Origin of the sequence: Fuchsiella alkaliacetigena, from assembly GCF_023227765.1 — a bacterium.
In the GTDB taxonomy this organism is placed as follows: Bacteria; Bacillota; Halanaerobiia; order Halobacteroidales; family Acetohalobiaceae; genus Fuchsiella; species Fuchsiella alkaliacetigena.
The window spans coordinates 40,509-56,561 of record NZ_JALKBZ010000015.1; the positions used below are offsets into that span (position 1 = coordinate 40,509).

Annotated in this window: 13 protein-coding genes and 1 riboswitch; of the genes, 11 read left to right on the forward strand and 2 right to left on the reverse strand. The window is 37.3% G+C overall.

From position 1 onward, the window contains the following. Nucleotides 1-10: 10 nt before the first annotated feature. The 3 genes from MWH30_RS06255 (at nucleotide 11) to MWH30_RS06265 (ending at nucleotide 3,875) form a co-directional block, all read left to right on the forward strand. Complete coding sequence (locus tag MWH30_RS06255) at nucleotides 11-1,108, forward strand: DUF362 domain-containing protein (RefSeq protein WP_248663204.1); 1,098 nt, start codon at nucleotides 11-13, stop codon at nucleotides 1,106-1,108. A gap of 20 nt (nucleotides 1,109-1,128) precedes the next feature. Continuing rightward, a complete protein-coding gene (locus tag MWH30_RS06260) occupies nucleotides 1,129-1,785 on the forward strand; it encodes an SH3 domain-containing protein (protein WP_248663205.1) in 657 nt (218 codons plus the stop codon). Between the two features lie 74 nt (nucleotides 1,786-1,859). Continuing rightward, nucleotides 1,860-1,950, forward strand: a riboswitch (cyclic di-GMP riboswitch). A gap of 314 nt (nucleotides 1,951-2,264) precedes the next feature. Beyond that, complete coding sequence (locus MWH30_RS06265) at nucleotides 2,265-3,875, forward strand: methyl-accepting chemotaxis protein (protein WP_248663206.1); 1,611 nt, start codon at nucleotides 2,265-2,267, stop codon at nucleotides 3,873-3,875. Between the two features lie 45 nt (nucleotides 3,876-3,920). Here the strand turns inward: MWH30_RS06265 and MWH30_RS06270 are convergent, their stop codons facing one another. Beyond that, nucleotides 3,921-5,525 carry a thiamine pyrophosphate-binding protein gene (locus tag MWH30_RS06270; protein ID WP_248663207.1) on the reverse strand — a complete coding sequence of 535 codons (1,605 nt, stop codon included), beginning with the start codon at nucleotides 5,523-5,525 and terminating at the stop codon, nucleotides 3,921-3,923. 642 nt (nucleotides 5,526-6,167) lie between these two features. Here MWH30_RS06270 and pgeF point away from each other — a divergent pair. From pgeF to pnpS, 3 genes are read left to right on the forward strand one after another with little or no spacing between them, the layout of a single operon-like run. Continuing rightward, nucleotides 6,168-6,983: a peptidoglycan editing factor PgeF gene (gene pgeF, locus MWH30_RS06275; protein ID WP_248663208.1), complete on the forward strand. Its 816-nt coding sequence runs from the start codon at nucleotides 6,168-6,170 to the stop codon at nucleotides 6,981-6,983. A gap of 19 nt (nucleotides 6,984-7,002) precedes the next feature. Continuing rightward, nucleotides 7,003-7,719: a response regulator gene (locus MWH30_RS06280; RefSeq protein ID WP_248663209.1), complete on the forward strand. Its 717-nt coding sequence runs from the start codon at nucleotides 7,003-7,005 to the stop codon at nucleotides 7,717-7,719. 3 nt (nucleotides 7,720-7,722) lie between these two features. Further along, entirely contained in the window at nucleotides 7,723-9,522 is a 1,800-nt protein-coding gene (pnpS, locus tag MWH30_RS06285; RefSeq protein WP_248663210.1) for a two-component system histidine kinase PnpS, read from the forward strand. Nucleotides 9,523-9,640: 118 nt separating this feature from the next. On the opposite strand, the gene ppx is transcribed toward pnpS, so the two are convergent. Further along, entirely contained in the window at nucleotides 9,641-11,194 is a 1,554-nt protein-coding gene (ppx, locus tag MWH30_RS06290) for an exopolyphosphatase (RefSeq protein ID WP_248663211.1), read from the reverse strand. Between the two features lie 213 nt (nucleotides 11,195-11,407). Between ppx and MWH30_RS06295 the strand changes: the two genes are divergently transcribed. The 5 genes from MWH30_RS06295 (at nucleotide 11,408) to MWH30_RS06315 (ending at nucleotide 15,842) form a co-directional block, all read left to right on the forward strand. Then, a complete protein-coding gene (locus MWH30_RS06295; RefSeq protein ID WP_248663212.1) occupies nucleotides 11,408-13,540 on the forward strand; it encodes an RNA degradosome polyphosphate kinase in 2,133 nt (710 codons plus the stop codon). Between the two features lie 14 nt (nucleotides 13,541-13,554). Then, nucleotides 13,555-13,716 carry a hypothetical protein gene (locus MWH30_RS06300; RefSeq protein WP_248663213.1) on the forward strand — a complete coding sequence of 54 codons (162 nt, stop codon included), beginning with the start codon at nucleotides 13,555-13,557 and terminating at the stop codon, nucleotides 13,714-13,716. A gap of 22 nt (nucleotides 13,717-13,738) precedes the next feature. Further along, nucleotides 13,739-14,092 (forward strand): P-II family nitrogen regulator, encoded by a 354-nt coding sequence (locus MWH30_RS06305; RefSeq protein WP_248663214.1) that lies wholly within the window; start codon nucleotides 13,739-13,741, stop codon nucleotides 14,090-14,092. Nucleotides 14,093-14,133: 41 nt separating this feature from the next. Further along, nucleotides 14,134-14,751, forward strand: a complete 618-nt coding sequence (gene phoU / locus MWH30_RS06310) for a phosphate signaling complex protein PhoU (RefSeq protein WP_248663215.1) — start codon at nucleotides 14,134-14,136, stop codon at nucleotides 14,749-14,751. A 161-nt stretch (nucleotides 14,752-14,912) separates the two neighbouring features. Continuing rightward, nucleotides 14,913-15,842: a PstS family phosphate ABC transporter substrate-binding protein gene (locus MWH30_RS06315; RefSeq protein ID WP_248663216.1), complete on the forward strand. Its 930-nt coding sequence runs from the start codon at nucleotides 14,913-14,915 to the stop codon at nucleotides 15,840-15,842. Nucleotides 15,843-16,053: the final 211 nt, after the last annotated feature.

The following is a 16,053-nucleotide window of genomic DNA, read 5'->3' on the forward strand; positions in this document are numbered from 1 at the left end:
AGGTTTTTTAATGCAGCGCTTATATAATATCTATGGCTCTCAAGGGACTAAGTTGGTTAAGCGGATTTTGAAGGTTATGGATTTAGACTTAGCAGCGGGGATGAAAGTTGGAATTAAGCCTAATTTGGTACTGGCTAAAGAAAGTAGTAGTGGAGCTACTACCGATCCTAATTTAGTAGCCGGAGTGATTGAGTATTTACAGGAGCAAGGAATTGAGAAGATAACTATTATGGAGAGCGCTTGGGTAGGAGCAGAGACTGAAAAAGTCTTTGAAGTCTGTGGTTATCGAGAGTTAGCTGCAGAGTATGGAGTGGAGCTTTATAACTTAGAGACTGATTCTACTGCTAGCTATTCTACAGGTGAGTTTGAGCTTGAGCTTTTTCAAAAACCTCGAACAGTGGACTATCTGATTAATATGCCAGTGCTTAAAGCTCATTGCCAGACTAAAATGACCTGTGCTTTAAAGAATCTCAAAGGCTGTATTCCTGATTCCGAAAAACGTCGCTTTCATACTTTAGGTCTTCACCGACCTATAGCTCATTTGAATAGTTTGTTGGCTAGTGATTTAATAATTGTAGACGGGATTATTGGTGATTTGACCTTTGAAGAGGGAGGTAATCCGGTAGCTATGAATAGAGTAGTAGCCGGAAAAGATGCGGTCCTAGTAGATAGTTTTGTAGCTAACTTATTAGGTTTTGGAGTAGAGGAGATTTCCTATATTGCTTATGCTGAAAAATTGGGTTTAGGTTCTACTGATTTAAAGGGGGCTGAGATAGTAAATCTTAATCGTTCTTCTGAAGAACAAGATGGTTTTTCGGAGTTGATGACTGCTGGGGCTCAAAAAATAGCGCGTTTAGCAGAGTATATTCAAGAACAAGAGGCCTGTTCTGCTTGTTTAGGTAGCTTGATTCATGCTTTGCAGAGAATTAAAGATAGTTATGGGCTTCCTAATGAAGCTAAGGTTTATATTGGTCAGGGCTTTCAAGAACAAGAGGTAGAGGGAATAGGTAGTGGTAGCTGTTTGCATCAGGCCGAAAGCTGTATTCAAGGCTGTCCACCAACAGCTAAAGAAATCGTTGATCATTTAGAAAAGGTATGGAATTTGTAGGATTAGGGGGGTTAAAGTAGATGTCTAGAAAAGATTTAGCAACTAAAACTAAAGCTTATTTAGAGAAATATCGGGTGCAAGATCTGATTAATGAGCAAGCGGTAGTGTTATTTATTTTGGAATCACCTCATGTTCAAGAGGTTAAACATGGTTATCCAGTAGCTGGGAGTTCAGGGGTGGAGATGGCTAAGTTTATCTACGGGCCCGCTACTGAGCTTCCCTTAGGTCGTTTAGTCAAGCATAAGTCGGAGTATATAAAGCAGTATCCTAATTTAGATAAGTTTGCTTTATTGAATGTAGCTCCGGCCCCTATGCAGAGTTCTGCTATTGAGACTGAATTAAGTGTTGAAGAGCAGCAGGTAGTTGAAGTTTTAGAGAAACTGCGGGTTAATTATGATGCTAATCAACATAGAAAGCCGGAATGGAATATAGTTAAAAAGATATTATTATCCAATTTTAGACAAAGATTAGTCTCGGCTTGTCAAAACTGTTCTGAACTGGAATACATAGTACCTTGTGGTAGATTGGCAGCTCGTTACTTGAGTTTAATAGATGCTAAGAAAGATATCATTAAAGAAAAGCAAGTGATAGATGGTATTCCTCATCCGGCTTTTAATCAGTGGAGTCGAGCTGATTCTATGTTTAACTTAAAGGAAGTATTGGCTAAGCTTAATTGATTTTTATCTAGTTTGCATAATTTTCTTAATTTTGATAAAATAAAGCTATCAGTTATAATTTAAAACTTAATATTATCCGTTCAGGGCACAGCTGATGAAAATCAGGGTCGCAAAATGCTGAGTCTAAGGTTTTTTGCTTAAAACTATGACTGTCAGTTTACCGGAGATATGCTTTTTATAACTTTGACCCTGCCTATAATTAATATCTAAAGCCAGGGTTATATTAATTATGACTAGTTAAAACTTGAGAATATATAAGCGAACTTTTATTTAAACTTATTGATTAAGCAGGAATTTTAACTTTAAATATTCAAGCTAGGTAATAGAAATTTTAGCTACGGTTATTTCAGTTAAAAAGATAACATTTAACTAATTTAGGAGTGAAAAATGTTTGAAATGAAAGGAGGATTTTTATTTGTAAATTGAATAGTTTTTTTTGATTTATCGAAGCAATTATTTTAAATTAGGGGGAGAATAAATTGAAGATTTTTGAAAATTTTGATAATCTGAAAAATATCAAAACAAAGTTGATTTTAGCTGTAATTGTTATTTTATTTATTTCTTTTGCAGTTTTTAGTATTTATTTAGCGCCGACGCTTCGTAGTACTGTTTATGAAGAGAAGAGAGTACAGGTAGAGGAAATAACTAATGCTGCTTTAGGGGTTTTAGAACGTTATTATGAACTGGAGCAAGCGGGAGAGTTGAGCCAGGAAGAGGCTCAACGGAGAGCTCAAGATACTATTGCTAATATGACTTTTGGCCCTGATAATCTTGATTACTTCTGGATTCAGGACTACCATCCTAATATGATAATGCATCCCTTTACGCCGGAGTTGGATGGAGAGGATATTTCCGATTTTGATGATCCGGATGGAGTATATCTATTTTCAGAGATGGTAGAAGTGGTTGAAGCAGAAGGTAGCGGTTTTGTGGACTATCAATGGCAGTACTATGATGATGAGGATCGAATTGAGCCTAAGGTTTCTTATGTAGAAGGCTTTGAAGAGTGGGAGTGGATTTTAGGTACTGGGATTTATATTGATGATGTGGACGAGATAGCAGCTGGAATTAGAAATCGAATCTTTTTAGTAGGGTTCTTAATTTTAGCAGCTATGATTGCAGGTACTTACTTTTTAGCTGGATACTTTTCTGAACCTATTGAAAAGTTGGCAGGTACTGCGACCCAGGTAGCCAATGGTAATTTAAAGATTAAATCAGATATTGAGCGTAGTGATGAATTAGGGGCATTGAGCAAAGCTATAAATCAGATGATAGATGACTTGCGGGATCGGGCTAAAAAAATTGGAGAGGCCTCAGTAAAGACATCTTCAGTTAGTCAGGAGTTATTAGCTGTGGCTGAGGAGGCTTCGGCTTCGGCTGAAGAGGTATCGGCTCAAACAGAAGAGTTTGATACTACTACTAACCAGCTAAGCGAGATTTCTCAGGATATGGCTACGGCAGCCGAAGAGGTTAATGAATTAGCGCAAGCTGGTTTAGGTCAGATGGAGGCTACTCAAGCTGAAATGGAGGATATATTAGAGTCTTCTCATAAGTCTAGACAGACTGCCGATGAGCTTAATCAAGCTTCGCAGGAAATCAGGAATATTGTAGGTGTTATTTCTGATTTAGCTGAGCAGACTAATCTACTAGCTTTGAACGCAGCAATAGAAGCAGCTAGAGCTGGTGAACATGGACAAGGTTTTGTAGTAGTAGCTGATGAGGTTAAGGAATTAGCCGAGGAAACTCAAGATTCTGTAGGAGAGATTCGCAAAATTATCTCTGGGCTAACTGATGAAACGGAAGAGATGGTGGAAGTTATTAAAGAGAATGATCAACATGTAGAAGAGGGAGCTAAAAATTTAGATAAGACAGAGGAAACTTTCCGGGAGATTGTAACGAAAATAGATCAAGTGGTAGATCAGATTAGAGAAGTTACTGCTGCCGGAGAGGAGTTAGCAGCAGGAACTACTGAAATTTCTCATGCTTCGGAAGAACAAGCTACGGCTATGCAGGAGATAACTGATACGATTCAAGACTTGAGTAGCATGGCTCAAGAACTACAGAGCTTAACGGAGCAGGTTAATATCTAAATTTAAAGGTCTTTCCCAATTTGTTTGGGAAAGACCTTTAATAGTTTAATGTAGCTTAGTTCCACTAGGTATTGGGGCCGTAGTAGGAACATTTAATAGTATTGGTTCGCTAGTTTCTTTGCTTTCCGTTAAGATATTTTGTAAATGGTCTAAGCTTTCAATTTCTACTCCTTTAGCTCCGCAGGCTTGAGCAATCTGAGCAAAGTCGGGATTACTTAGTTCTACCTCAGCTAAAGGAAGATCAGCTACCTTCATCTTATTTTTTTCCATAGCTAGTGATTCATTATTGAGAACTATAACTCTAATCGGCAAGTTATATTTTACTGCGGTGGCAAGCTCTGCTAAGACCATATTTAGTCCACCATCGCCTATTATAGCGGTTACAGGCTGCTGAGGTCGATTAATTTTAGCACTTAAGGCGGCTGGCAAAGCAAAGCCCATAGTCCGCCAGGTACCAGAGGTGAGAATATCTGCACATTGATCGCTAAAGTTCTTTCCAAACCAGACTACATTGTCTCCTGAGTCTAAGCAGATTATTTCATCATCACTAATCTGCTCGCTGATACTGTTGATAATAGATTGAGGGCTTAAAGGCTCTGCGATTTTTTCTATCTTTTCATTTAATTGTTCTAACCACTCTTGATGGGCTTCATTGATTCTGCGGGCCCAAGCTGAGTTATTCTTTTTCTCAATTTGGCTTAACAGCTTATCTAGTGAAAGCTTTAAGTCTCCCATTACTCCCACATCTACCGGGTGAGTAGCCCCTATATTTTCTTTTACACTATCCAACTGCACAACTCTAGGTTGACGAGGAGTATAGTCCATCGGCCACCAAGTAGAGCCTAAAATGATGATTAAGTCTGCTGCTTTAAGCAGTTCAGAGGATTTGGTATTGCCTGCTGAGCCTAAGCCGCCTAATAAGTTAGTCTGCTTTCCGTCAATTATTCCTTTAGCTGGTAGGGAATGAATTAAGCCAGCATTAGTCTGCTCAGTTAGTTTAGTTATTTCGGTGGCACAGTCTTTAGCCCCCCTTCCGTAAAGGATAATCGGTTTTTGGGCCCGATTTATCTCCTCAGCAGCCGCAGTAATCACTTTATCTTCAGGTACTATCTTTTGCTCTAGATGAGTAGGATAGTCGCGGGGTTGAGCATTAGTTTCAGCTTGCCAGAGATCCATCGGAATTGCTAAGTGACTAACTCCTCCCTTGGTTAAGGCTGTAGTCATAGCTTTGACTAATAAATCTACTATTGATTTAGGATTAGTTACTAAGGCAGAATAAACTGTTAAAGGATTGGTTAGTTCTAACTGGCCTACCATCTGCTTATAACTGGTGTCGATATTTTTGGTAGCTGCTTGACCGCTTAATAGGAGTAAAGGAGTCTTATCACTATAAGCATCAGCAATACCGTTGATGATATTGGCGGTACCGGGCCCGCCGTGAGCAGCACAGACTGCTAACTGGTCGCTTAATTTGGACTCTGCCGAGGCCATTAAACCGGCCGTGCTTTCGTGCTTAGTAGTGTATAGCTCTAGTGGTGATTCCTTAACAGCAGCTAAAAAGTCCAAGATAGTATCGCCAGGATAGCTGTAGATTCTGTTTACCTTCCATTTGAGTAGTTGTTCAATTATTACTTCATTTAATTTAGACATTGAATCCCTCGCTTTTAATTATTTTTATTTAGCTTTTCCTGAAGGATATTAATTATTCGTTAGTAGAGTATAGGAAAGTTCAGTTAACAGTTAATAATTAAGAGTTAATAGTTGAAGTTCAAAAGATAAAGCAATATTGGTATATTGTTTTATTCAAATGATAGAGGATAGAGGATAGATAAAGTTCAAAAGATTAAAATCTACTGGACACAGACTAAAATCTGACTAAGTTCTGACTAAACTTTAAGAGATAAGTTAAAAAGCATAGTTTGGCTATTAGAATATTGTTATAATAATGAGCGAAATTATGTTAGCGCAGCAACACAAAACCAATTTTTCGTTATCAGCACGGTCAAATGGGTGTTTATAAGCGATATTAAAGTTTATTTTTTAGTGCTTCTTGATGAATCGGAGCTCAAATAAAAGCTGGTTTAGCAAATTTTCCTAATTAAAATTTGCTTGCTTTTATTTGAGTGGAGATGAGTCTTAGAAGTACTAAAATAAACTTTTCTAGTGTTAAACATCCATTTGACCTACTGCGCCAATGAAACAATAGAACGATATTGTTTTACTATTAGACAAAAGTTGTTACAAATCATATAATAGGAATTGAAAAGCAATACTATAATATGAGGTGGTTTGATGTTTAAATTAGTAGGAAATTCTGAGTTAAAATACTATCAAATAGAAGAGTTTGTAGAGACTGGCTTGGTAAAGCAGGCTTTTTCAACTAGATTAGGGGGAGTTAGTGAGGGAGACTTTGCTACTTTGAATTTGGGTTTTCATACAGGCGATAAGGCAGAAAAAGTAATAGAAAATAGAAAAAGATTCTGCAAAGAGTTAGGAGTTGATGCTCGTAACTTAGTGGCTGGAGAGCAGGTACACGGTGACGCTATCAAGATAGTCACTAAACAGGAGCGGGGCAAAGGTGCTTTAGATCAACAAAGTGCCATTGCTGCTACTGATGCCTTGATTACTGCTCAGCCGGGAGTAGCTCTCAGCTCTTATTATGCTGACTGTGTGCCGATTATTATTTTAGATCCGGTGCAGCAAGTAGTAGCTTTGGCGCACGGGGGTTGGAAGGGTACTCTGAAAAGGATTGCTCAGCAGACTGTTTTAAAGATGCAGGAGGAGTTTAACTCTCCAATAGAGGAAGTATTGGTGGGGATTGGGCCCTCAATAGGGCCCTGCTGTTATGAAGTAGATGAGTACGTAATCAATCCTTTACAGGAAGCCTTTGCTTACTGGGAGCAGTTAGTAGCAGAAGTTAGTGAAAATAAATGGAAGTTAGATTTATGGAAGAGTAATTCTTGTCAATTAGAGGAGATAGGTGTCTTAAAGAAGAATATTATAGTGTCTCAAATATGTACTGCTTGCAATACCGATCATCTTTATTCTTATCGAGCCGAGTCAGGTCGAACCGGTCGCATGGCTAGTTTAATTCAGTTAGTAGATTAATTATTAGGGGAGTGCTACTATGTCGTTAAAAGAAAGAATCTTGGTTGTAGATGATGAAGAAAATATAGTAGAGTTAGTTAAATTTAACTTGGAGGCTGAGGGCTATGAAGTGTTAGTAGCTTATGATGGTCAGTCAGCTTGGGAGATGATGCAGAAGGAAAGTATAGATTTAATAGTTTTAGACTTAATGTTACCTCAGATTGATGGCTTAGATATCTGTAGACGAGTTAGAAATGATGATAACTTAAGAAAGCTACCGATCATTATGTTAACTGCTAAGGGAGAAGAGGTAGATAGAGTATTAGGTCTGGAATTAGGAGCAGATGATTATGTTACTAAGCCCTTTAGTCCGCGTGAGTTAGTGGCTAGGGTGAAGGCTATTTTAAGAAGAATGCAGGGTGATATTAGCGCTGAAGAAGAGTTAAAGACTGAGTTTGGAAGTATTAAGATTGATTCAGCTAAACATCGGATATTAGTTTCGGGAAAAAAGGTTAACTTTACCCCAAAGGAGTTTGAGTTATTAAAGCTGCTGGCCTTTAATTCCGGAAGGGTAATGAGTAGAAATGTCTTATTAAAGGAAATTTGGGGCTATGATTACTATGGAGATACTAGAACTGTAGATGTACACATTCGCAGAATTAGACAGAAACTGAAGGAGAATTTGGATTCTGAAACGGGAATGGACTATATTGAGACCATTCGAGGAGTTGGTTATCGATTTAAGGAGTTGGAATAAGAGATGTTCAAAAGTATTCGTTGGAAATTAACAGTAATTTATTTATCCTTAGTGATAGTGGTACTCTTCTTTTTTGGTTTTATATTGAAGGGCTCTTTAGAAAGTTACTTTATAAGTCAGCTAGAGAATAATTTAATAAATGAGGCGCGATTAGTTAGGTCTTTGACTATGGAGAAGTTAGCAGCGGCTTATCCTTTTACGGACACTGAGTTTGTAGATATTGATACTTCGATTACTCAATATAGTGCTGATCTGCAAGCCCGGATTACAGTAATTGGGGCAGTGGGAGAGGTCTTAGGTGATTCTAGTGAGGAGCCGCAGTTGATGGAGAATCATAGTCAGCGCAAGGAAGTAGCTGCTGCTTTAGCAGGTGAGATAGGTAAGACGAGCAGATATAGTGATACTACGGAGATGAATATGAAGTATGTAGCCTTACCTGTGGAAAGTGAGCAACAGATAATTGGAGTGGTCAGACTGGCCTTGCCACTAACAGAGGTAGAAGAGATATTAGCAAATATATTTAGCAGACTGCTTCAGGCTGGTTTAATAGCTATTGTTATTTCTTTGCTGATTGGACTAAGTGTAACTAAGCGGATTACTAATCCTATTGAACGAATGACCTATGTAGCGGGACGCATGGCCCGCGGATATTTAGATCAAAAGATTAGATTAAATTCCAAAGATGAACTAGGTAGATTGAGTAGCGCTTTCAATGACATGGCTAGTCGGCTTAAGGCTAAGCTGGATGAGATTTCTGGAGAAAAAAATAAGATGGAAGCTATCTTAAGCAGCATAGGGGATGGGGTGATAGCAGTAGATAAGGATGGAAGAATAATTCTCTTTAATCCTACTGCTGAGGAGCTTTTTGAGGTTAAAGAAGAAAGGATATTAGGAAAGTATACCTTGGAAGTGATGCGTAATCATAAGTTAGGTACTTTGATTATGAACTGTATGCAACAGCAAGAGGATATCTCTGCTGAAATTGAGCTTCTTTATCCCAGTAATCGAATTATTAGAGTTCATGCTACTAGAATTAAGGATGGAAGTAAGGAGCACGGAGTGGTAGCTGTATTTAGGGATGTAACAGAACTGCGTCGTTTAGAGCAGATGCGCACGGAGTTCGTAGGTAATGTGTCTCATGAACTTAAGACTCCTTTAACCTCTATTAAGGGTTACACAGAAACATTACTGACTAATCAACAGGCCGACTTTGAAACAAATCAGCAGTTTTTGCAGATTATTAACGATGAAGCAGATCGCCTAGAACAGTTAATCAGTGAGCTTTTGGATCTGGCGGAGTTAGAGTCTCGAGATAGTAGCTTAGCTGCTGTTGATTTAGAAGAGGTGTTGACAGATGTGTTGATGATTATTAGTCCCAAAGCGACTAGTAAGGAGATAAGCTTAGAGGTCGATCTGCCTACAGATATTGCTAAGGTTAAGGGGAGTAGGGAGGAGCTAAATAGACTATATACTAATCTAATTGATAATGCGGTTAAGTATACTCCTGCTGGTGGTCAAGTGAAGATTGAAGTTGAAGAGCAGGCGGATCAAGTTTGGACTTATATAAGTGATACGGGGATTGGAATACCGGCCGAGGATTTGGAGAGGATATTTGAAAGATTTTATAGGGTGGATAAGACTAGATCGCGTAAGTTGGGAGGGACGGGTTTAGGCTTATCTATAGTTAAGCATATTATTAAAAATCATCAAGCGGAGATTGAAGTAGAGAGTGAAGTAGGAGTAGGGACTGAGTTTAAGTTCTATTTAAATAAGTTTAGTGCTTCTGAAACGGGCCCTAGATAGAGTAATCAATACTCTATCTAGGGTTGTTGAGTTTTTTACTAAAAGGAACTTCGATTCCAAAGATTTCTGTAAAGAAGTTGGAATTTTCCAGCAGGTAGCTCCTTTCTTTTAACTAGTTTTAATCAGTAATGATTAACTCTTTATTATAAAGCTTTTTAAATCCAGAGGCTACTGAAAGAGCATCATTAATCTCTAACTCTACATCTTCTGTGGCTATCACTTTGATTTTAACACTCTTTTCAGTAATAGTGCACTTTACATTTTCAATAAGTCCCTTACGATTGCGATCTAGGCTTTCAGCAATTTCTAATAAGATACCGGTTTTGCGAATAATCTCTTTGTCTGACCCTTTTTTATTAATTATTTGCTTAAAGCTAGCTCGATTGAGATTGTATTTGTGAAGGCTGTACTTAGTATGTCTATGTGAAGCAGCAATATAAGCAGTAATTAGTAGCTCCCGATGAGTAAGTCCGTTCAGACCAGAGTTGAGAATCATATAAAAGGAATGTTCGTGATGGTCATAGTAATTAATAGTACTGCCAGCATCATGGAGTAGGGAAGCAGCCTTAATTATTTTATCGATTGAGCCATTAAAAGACTCAAAATCAAGCTCGTATAAAGGCTTTAGCTGTTTAAAAAGAGACTCTGTTAGCTGGTATACTTTTTCGGCGTGCTTTTTATTCAAATTGAAATGCTGCATAATATTGCGAATTGAAAAGTCCACTACATTATCAGTCGGACTTTCACCATTATAGAGGTAGTTATAAATTAATCCTTCGCGGAGTCCCTTACCACTAATTAATAGTTCCTCAAAACTGCAAAAGTCAATTAAGGTATTTACAGCTGCACAGGCACCGATGAAAATATCGGCTCTACTTTTGGATAAGCCACTGATCTTCTTTCTAGCTGCTAAATCCTTAACTTTGACTAACTTATATACTTCATTAACTTCAGCTTGAGTTAATTTATAATAGTGGAGAGAGTCAAGTGGATAGTCTTTTTTGCGCTTATTTATCTTAGCAATATTTCTAATTGTACCGCCTACTCCGATTAAACGCTTAGTATCTATCTCTTTTAACCAGGATATACTGTGGTACTCATTTTTTAAAAAGTTTATTAAGTCTCCTTCTTGGGCTGAGTTGATACTATCTTGCAGCTTGAAGCGTTGAGTTAGGTTAAGGCTACCAAAAGGAAGGCTAGCTTGTTTTTTAATCCTTCTATCTTTCATCCAGATTAACTCAATACTACCTCCACCGATATCCATTATAACTCCTTCTTGGTAGTCGATACTGTTTACAACTCCCCAATAATCATAATATCCTTCTTCTATTCCGGATAGAACTTGGGGTCTGAGATTGACCTCGTCTTTAACTCGCTGTAGAAAGTCTGCTTGATTCTTTGCTGTTCGTACAGCGGCGGTAGCTACTGGAATAATAGTTTCGGTATTAGTAGCATCACATAAGTTTTTAAACATTTTTAAAGTTTTAATTCCAGCTTCAATTCTATCCTCTTTTAAATAAGGAGAGCTATCCATTCCTTCTCCTAAGCGCACAGTTTCTTTTAGTTCATCAATAATTTTAAATGAGGAGTCGCCATTAGTTTTTGCCTCAGCTAAAACAAGCTTTACTGAGTTAGAACCGATATCGATAATAGCTAAGTTATTATAGTTCATCTTTGTTTGCTCCCTTCTTAATTTAACTGCTTTCAGTTTATTATATAGGCTCAGCTTTTGCAAGTTTTATAGACTCAATGACTGAATTTTAACTTGCTGTTAACATAAGTGCTAAATTTTAATTTGCTGTTAACATAGATTTAGATAATTCATGCTATAATATGCTTACAGTAAGCTGTATATATAGATATGAATGGAAAGGGGATTTAAGCAGTGGATGAAATTGATTTTGATAGTTCTGATTACTATATAAGCAAGCAGTTAGGTTGGGTAGAATTTAATAAACGAGTTTTAGCAGAAGCTCAGGATTCTACTACTCCTTTATTAGAAAGGTTTAAATACTTATCGATAGTTGCTTCTAATTTAGATGAGTTTGTAATGGTACGCGTAGCTCGCTTAAAGGAGCAGATGCGCTCTGGCTATAGCCAAGTTGATAATGCTGGTTTAACTCCGCAGCAGATATTTATTAAGTTAACAGCTAAGATTCACAACATGGTGGAAAATCAGTATCAATGTTTTGAAAAGCTATTGGTAGAGTTAGCAAAAGAAGGGGTTAGTTTTATTAACTATCAGCAGTTAAATCAGGTTCAACAGAGATATTTAACTGATTATTTTAGAGATACTATTCGTCCTGTTTTAACTCCCACGGCAGTAGATGAAAGTAGACCCTTTCCGCGCTTATTAAATAAAAGCTTAAATTTGGGAGTTAGATTGAAGAGTGATGAAGGGGCAGACTTATTCCCTAATAAAAGAGGTCAAGAATTATTTGCTGTGGTGCGAGTGCCGGCCATTCTGCCTAGATTAGTTAAAGTTCCTGGTGCTCAAAATGAAATACTGTTTATTTTTCTAGAAGAGTTAATTGAAGAGTACTTAGAGCAGCTTTTTGTGGGTTATGAGATTGAGTCGGTGACTAAGTTTAGAATTACTAGAAATGCTGATGTGAACTTAGATGAGGATGCTAGAAACTTACTAGCTGAAATGGAAGAGTATCTTAAAAGAAGGAAAAGAGGCTTTCCAGTTCGTTTAGAAATCCAAGCTGGAGGAGATATGAAGACTAAGGAGCTTTTGATGTCTTCTTTAAACTTATCCAGTCAGGATGTGTATGAGATTGAGGGCCCGATTGATTTAACGCCTTTTTTTGACTTTGTGAATTTAGAGGGCTATCAGGAATTAACTTTTACTCCCCTACCACCTCAGCCAGCAAGTGATTTTTACCAAGAGGAAAATATCTTTACTGCTATTAAAAAGCGGGATAGGTTAGTCCATCATCCTTATGAGTCTTTTGACCCAGTTTTAGAGTTAATTAAGGAAGCGGCTAATGATCCCCAAGTATTGGCTATTAAGCAGACTTTATATCGAGTTAGTGATAACTCTCCAGTGGTGGATGCTTTAGCCGAAGCAGCTGATAATGGAAAACAAGTGACTGCTTTAATAGAGTTAAAGGCTAGATTTGATGAAAAGAATAATATAGAGTGGGCCCGCAAACTAGAGCAAGCAGGCTGTCATGTGATTTACGGTTTAATAGGTCTCAAGGTACACGCTAAACTATTACTGATCATCAGGCAGGAAGAAGATGGGATTAGACGTTATATGCATCTGAGTACCGGTAATTATAATGAAGAAACCGCTCAGCTATATACTGATGTAGGCATGTTTACCTGCAAAGAAAGCTTTGGAGCGGATATATCTTCTTTATTTAACTTACTAACCGGTTATTCAGCACCACCCCAATGGAAAAAGATAGCTGTAGCCCCACTTAATTTAAGAAAAACCTTTATAGAGCTGATAGATAATGAAATAGAGAGCGTAAAGGCTGGTGGGGAAGGACATATAATAGCCAAAATGAACTCTTTAGTCGATCAGAAGATTATTAAGGCTTTGTATAAGGCTTCGGCAGCCGGAGTAAAGATAGACTTAATTGTACGGGGAATGTGTTCTTTGCGACCAGGAATTGATAAAGTCAGTGAGAATATTAGGGTGACTAGTATTGTGGGTAGATATTTGGAGCATAGTAGGATCTATTATTTTGCTAATGCAGGAGCGGCTAAAATATTTTTAACCAGTGCTGATTGGAGACCTAGAAATTTGGAGAGACGAGTAGAGGCCTTATTTCCAGTAGAAGAAGAGCAGTTAAAGGAAAGATTAATGGAGATATTAAAGACTAACCTTCAAGATACAGTAAAGGCTAGAGAGCTACAAGCCGATGGAAGCTATAAACGAGTCAGCGATGATAATGGAGATAATTCACAACTAACCTTTTATAAGTTAGCCCAATTACGGATTGGCAGGCTGATAAAGCAGCAGACTAAAAGATTTGCGACAGGTTCTTTAACCTTTCTTAATTGAGGAGGAATAAGCTGATGTTCAATAGAAATGATCTGCCTAAGTTGATAGTTATACTTTTACTGGTGATTGTGGCGGTGATAGTATCTCTGTTTAGTATTTCTGATTTATCTAGAGAGGTTCAGATTGAAGCTCCTAAATATGTTGAGTTAGTTCTTTTGAAGGTTGAAAATATGTAGTTTTAAGGGAGGTTAAATAGCTTTGAAGCTAATTAGGGCCATTATCAGACCGGATAAGGCTAAGGATGTATTAGCTAAGTTAAGAGAAGCAGGGTTTCCAGCGGTAATTACAACCGATGTATCAGGAAGAGGTAGGAATTTAGGAGTGAAAATAGGTGATAGATATTATAATGAAGTCTTAAAGACATTACTTTTAATGGTAGTTAAGGATGAAGAAAAAGATAAGGTGGTTAATATTATTAGCGATCAGGCTAAAAGTAAATCTGGAAGTGGCTTTGGTTCTGGAAAGATATTTATTAGTCAAGTAGTGGAAGTTCATACAATTGATAGTGGTGAATCGCTTAGATTTTTATCGACTCAAAAGAAGTATGGCTAAAAAAGTGCTTAAAGAGTTAACTTTAAAGGGGTGAAAAGCTAATGATTAAAAAGAGTTCTGATCAAAAGTTGGTGGATTTAAAGCAGAATTTATTGGCAATGAGTAGTTTGGTCGAAAAATCTATTGATGGTGCTGTTAGTTCTTTGTTAGAGCAGGATTTGGAGTTAGCTAAGCAGGTAATTGATAATGACAGTAAAATTGATGAATTAGAGCTAAAGCTTGAAAAAAGTTGTCTTAAGTTATTGACTGAGGGAAAATTAACAGCTGCGGAATTGAAAGTAGTTAGTATAATCTCTAAAATAATTACCGACTTAGAGTTAATAGGCGATCATGCTTTGAATATTGCCCGGATTACTACTGCTATTGATGATCAGTTGCTGATTAAGCCGATGATAGATATTCCTAAAATTACTGAGATTGTTTTACAAATGCTAGCTCAATGCAAGGATTCCTTTTCCTATTTAGATGCTAATAATGATCAAGAAATAACTGCTTTATTTGAGAGAGTAGTTGCCTTTGAAAATCAGCTTTTGAGAAGGCTGCTGACTTACATGATGGAGGATGCTAATAATACTTCTCAAGTTGCTTATCTATTATGTGTTAGTAAGTACTTAAGAAATATAGCTGATTGTGCTAAGAATATTTATCGATCATGGTGAAGACTTAATAAGGAGTTGAATCTTATTTTTGAATTGGAGCTGAAGAAGTTACCCATTAAGATGTTAACAAGTTATTTACATTCCCTTAACTTATTTGTAAAGTAGACCTGCTATAATGATAGTAGAAGATGTAAAGAAAATTTATTAGGAGGAATTAGAAAATGTTAAAGAAAAAAGTTTTAGCAGTTTTTTTGGCACTAGCCTTAGTAGTAGGAGCAGGTATTACTTTTAGTGGAGAGGCAGATGCTTTCTTTGGTTGGTTTAGAAGTGATGACGATCAGACTTATGCTCAGGTAAGAGGTTCCGATACTATGGTTAATTTAGGACAGTCCTTGGCTGAGAGCTTTATGGAGCAGAGTGATTATGATGTTTCGGTAACTGGCGGAGGTTCAGGAACTGGAATTGCTGCTTTAATCAATAATGAAGTAGATATTGCTAATGTATCTAGAGAAATGAGTGATTCTGAACTTGAACAGGCAGCAGCAAATGGAGTAGATGTTCATACTCATGTAATAGCTATGGATGGTTTAGCAGTAGTAGTTAATGAGAATAATCCTGTTCGTGATCTAACTATAGAAGAGATAGGAGCTATTTTTAGAGGAGATATCACTAATTGGTCGGAAGTTGGTGGGCCAGATATGGAAATTTCAATGTATGGTCGGCAGAGCAACTCCGGTACTTATGTTTTTTTTAGGGATAATGTATTAGAAGATGACTACTCTGATCACAAGAATAGAATGAATGGTACGGCCCAAATTATTGAGGGAGTACTAAACGATGAGTCTGCTATTGGCTACGGAGGAATTGGTTATGCAGTTAGTGATGGCGAAGCAAGAGATGGACTGGGGGTAATTAATGTAGCAGTTGACGAAGACTCAGAATATGCTACTCCACTAGAACCAAGTAATGTAGAAACTGGAGCTTATCCTCTGGCTAGACCACTATTTAACTATACAAATGGAGAGCCAGCTGGAGCAGTTTTAGACTATCTTAAGTTTGCAATTGGTTCAGAAGGTCAAGAAGTAGCAGTTGATACTGGTTTTTATCCAATTAGTCCGGACTTTGATCACTATAATAGCGACTTAGAATAAGTTAACAAATCGTATTTGATGATTGCACTGCAAAAACAAAATAGAATAGCCTTCTAATAAGTCTATAATTCACTCACAATACTCAAATTTAAAGTTGCTTTCTAATATTATTAGATTTCAACTAAAAATTGAGTCAGTATTAGCAAACTGTTAACTGCAAATCCCATTAATTAATTTTTCCTCTGGGATTAATCCAGAGTTTATTGCTTTA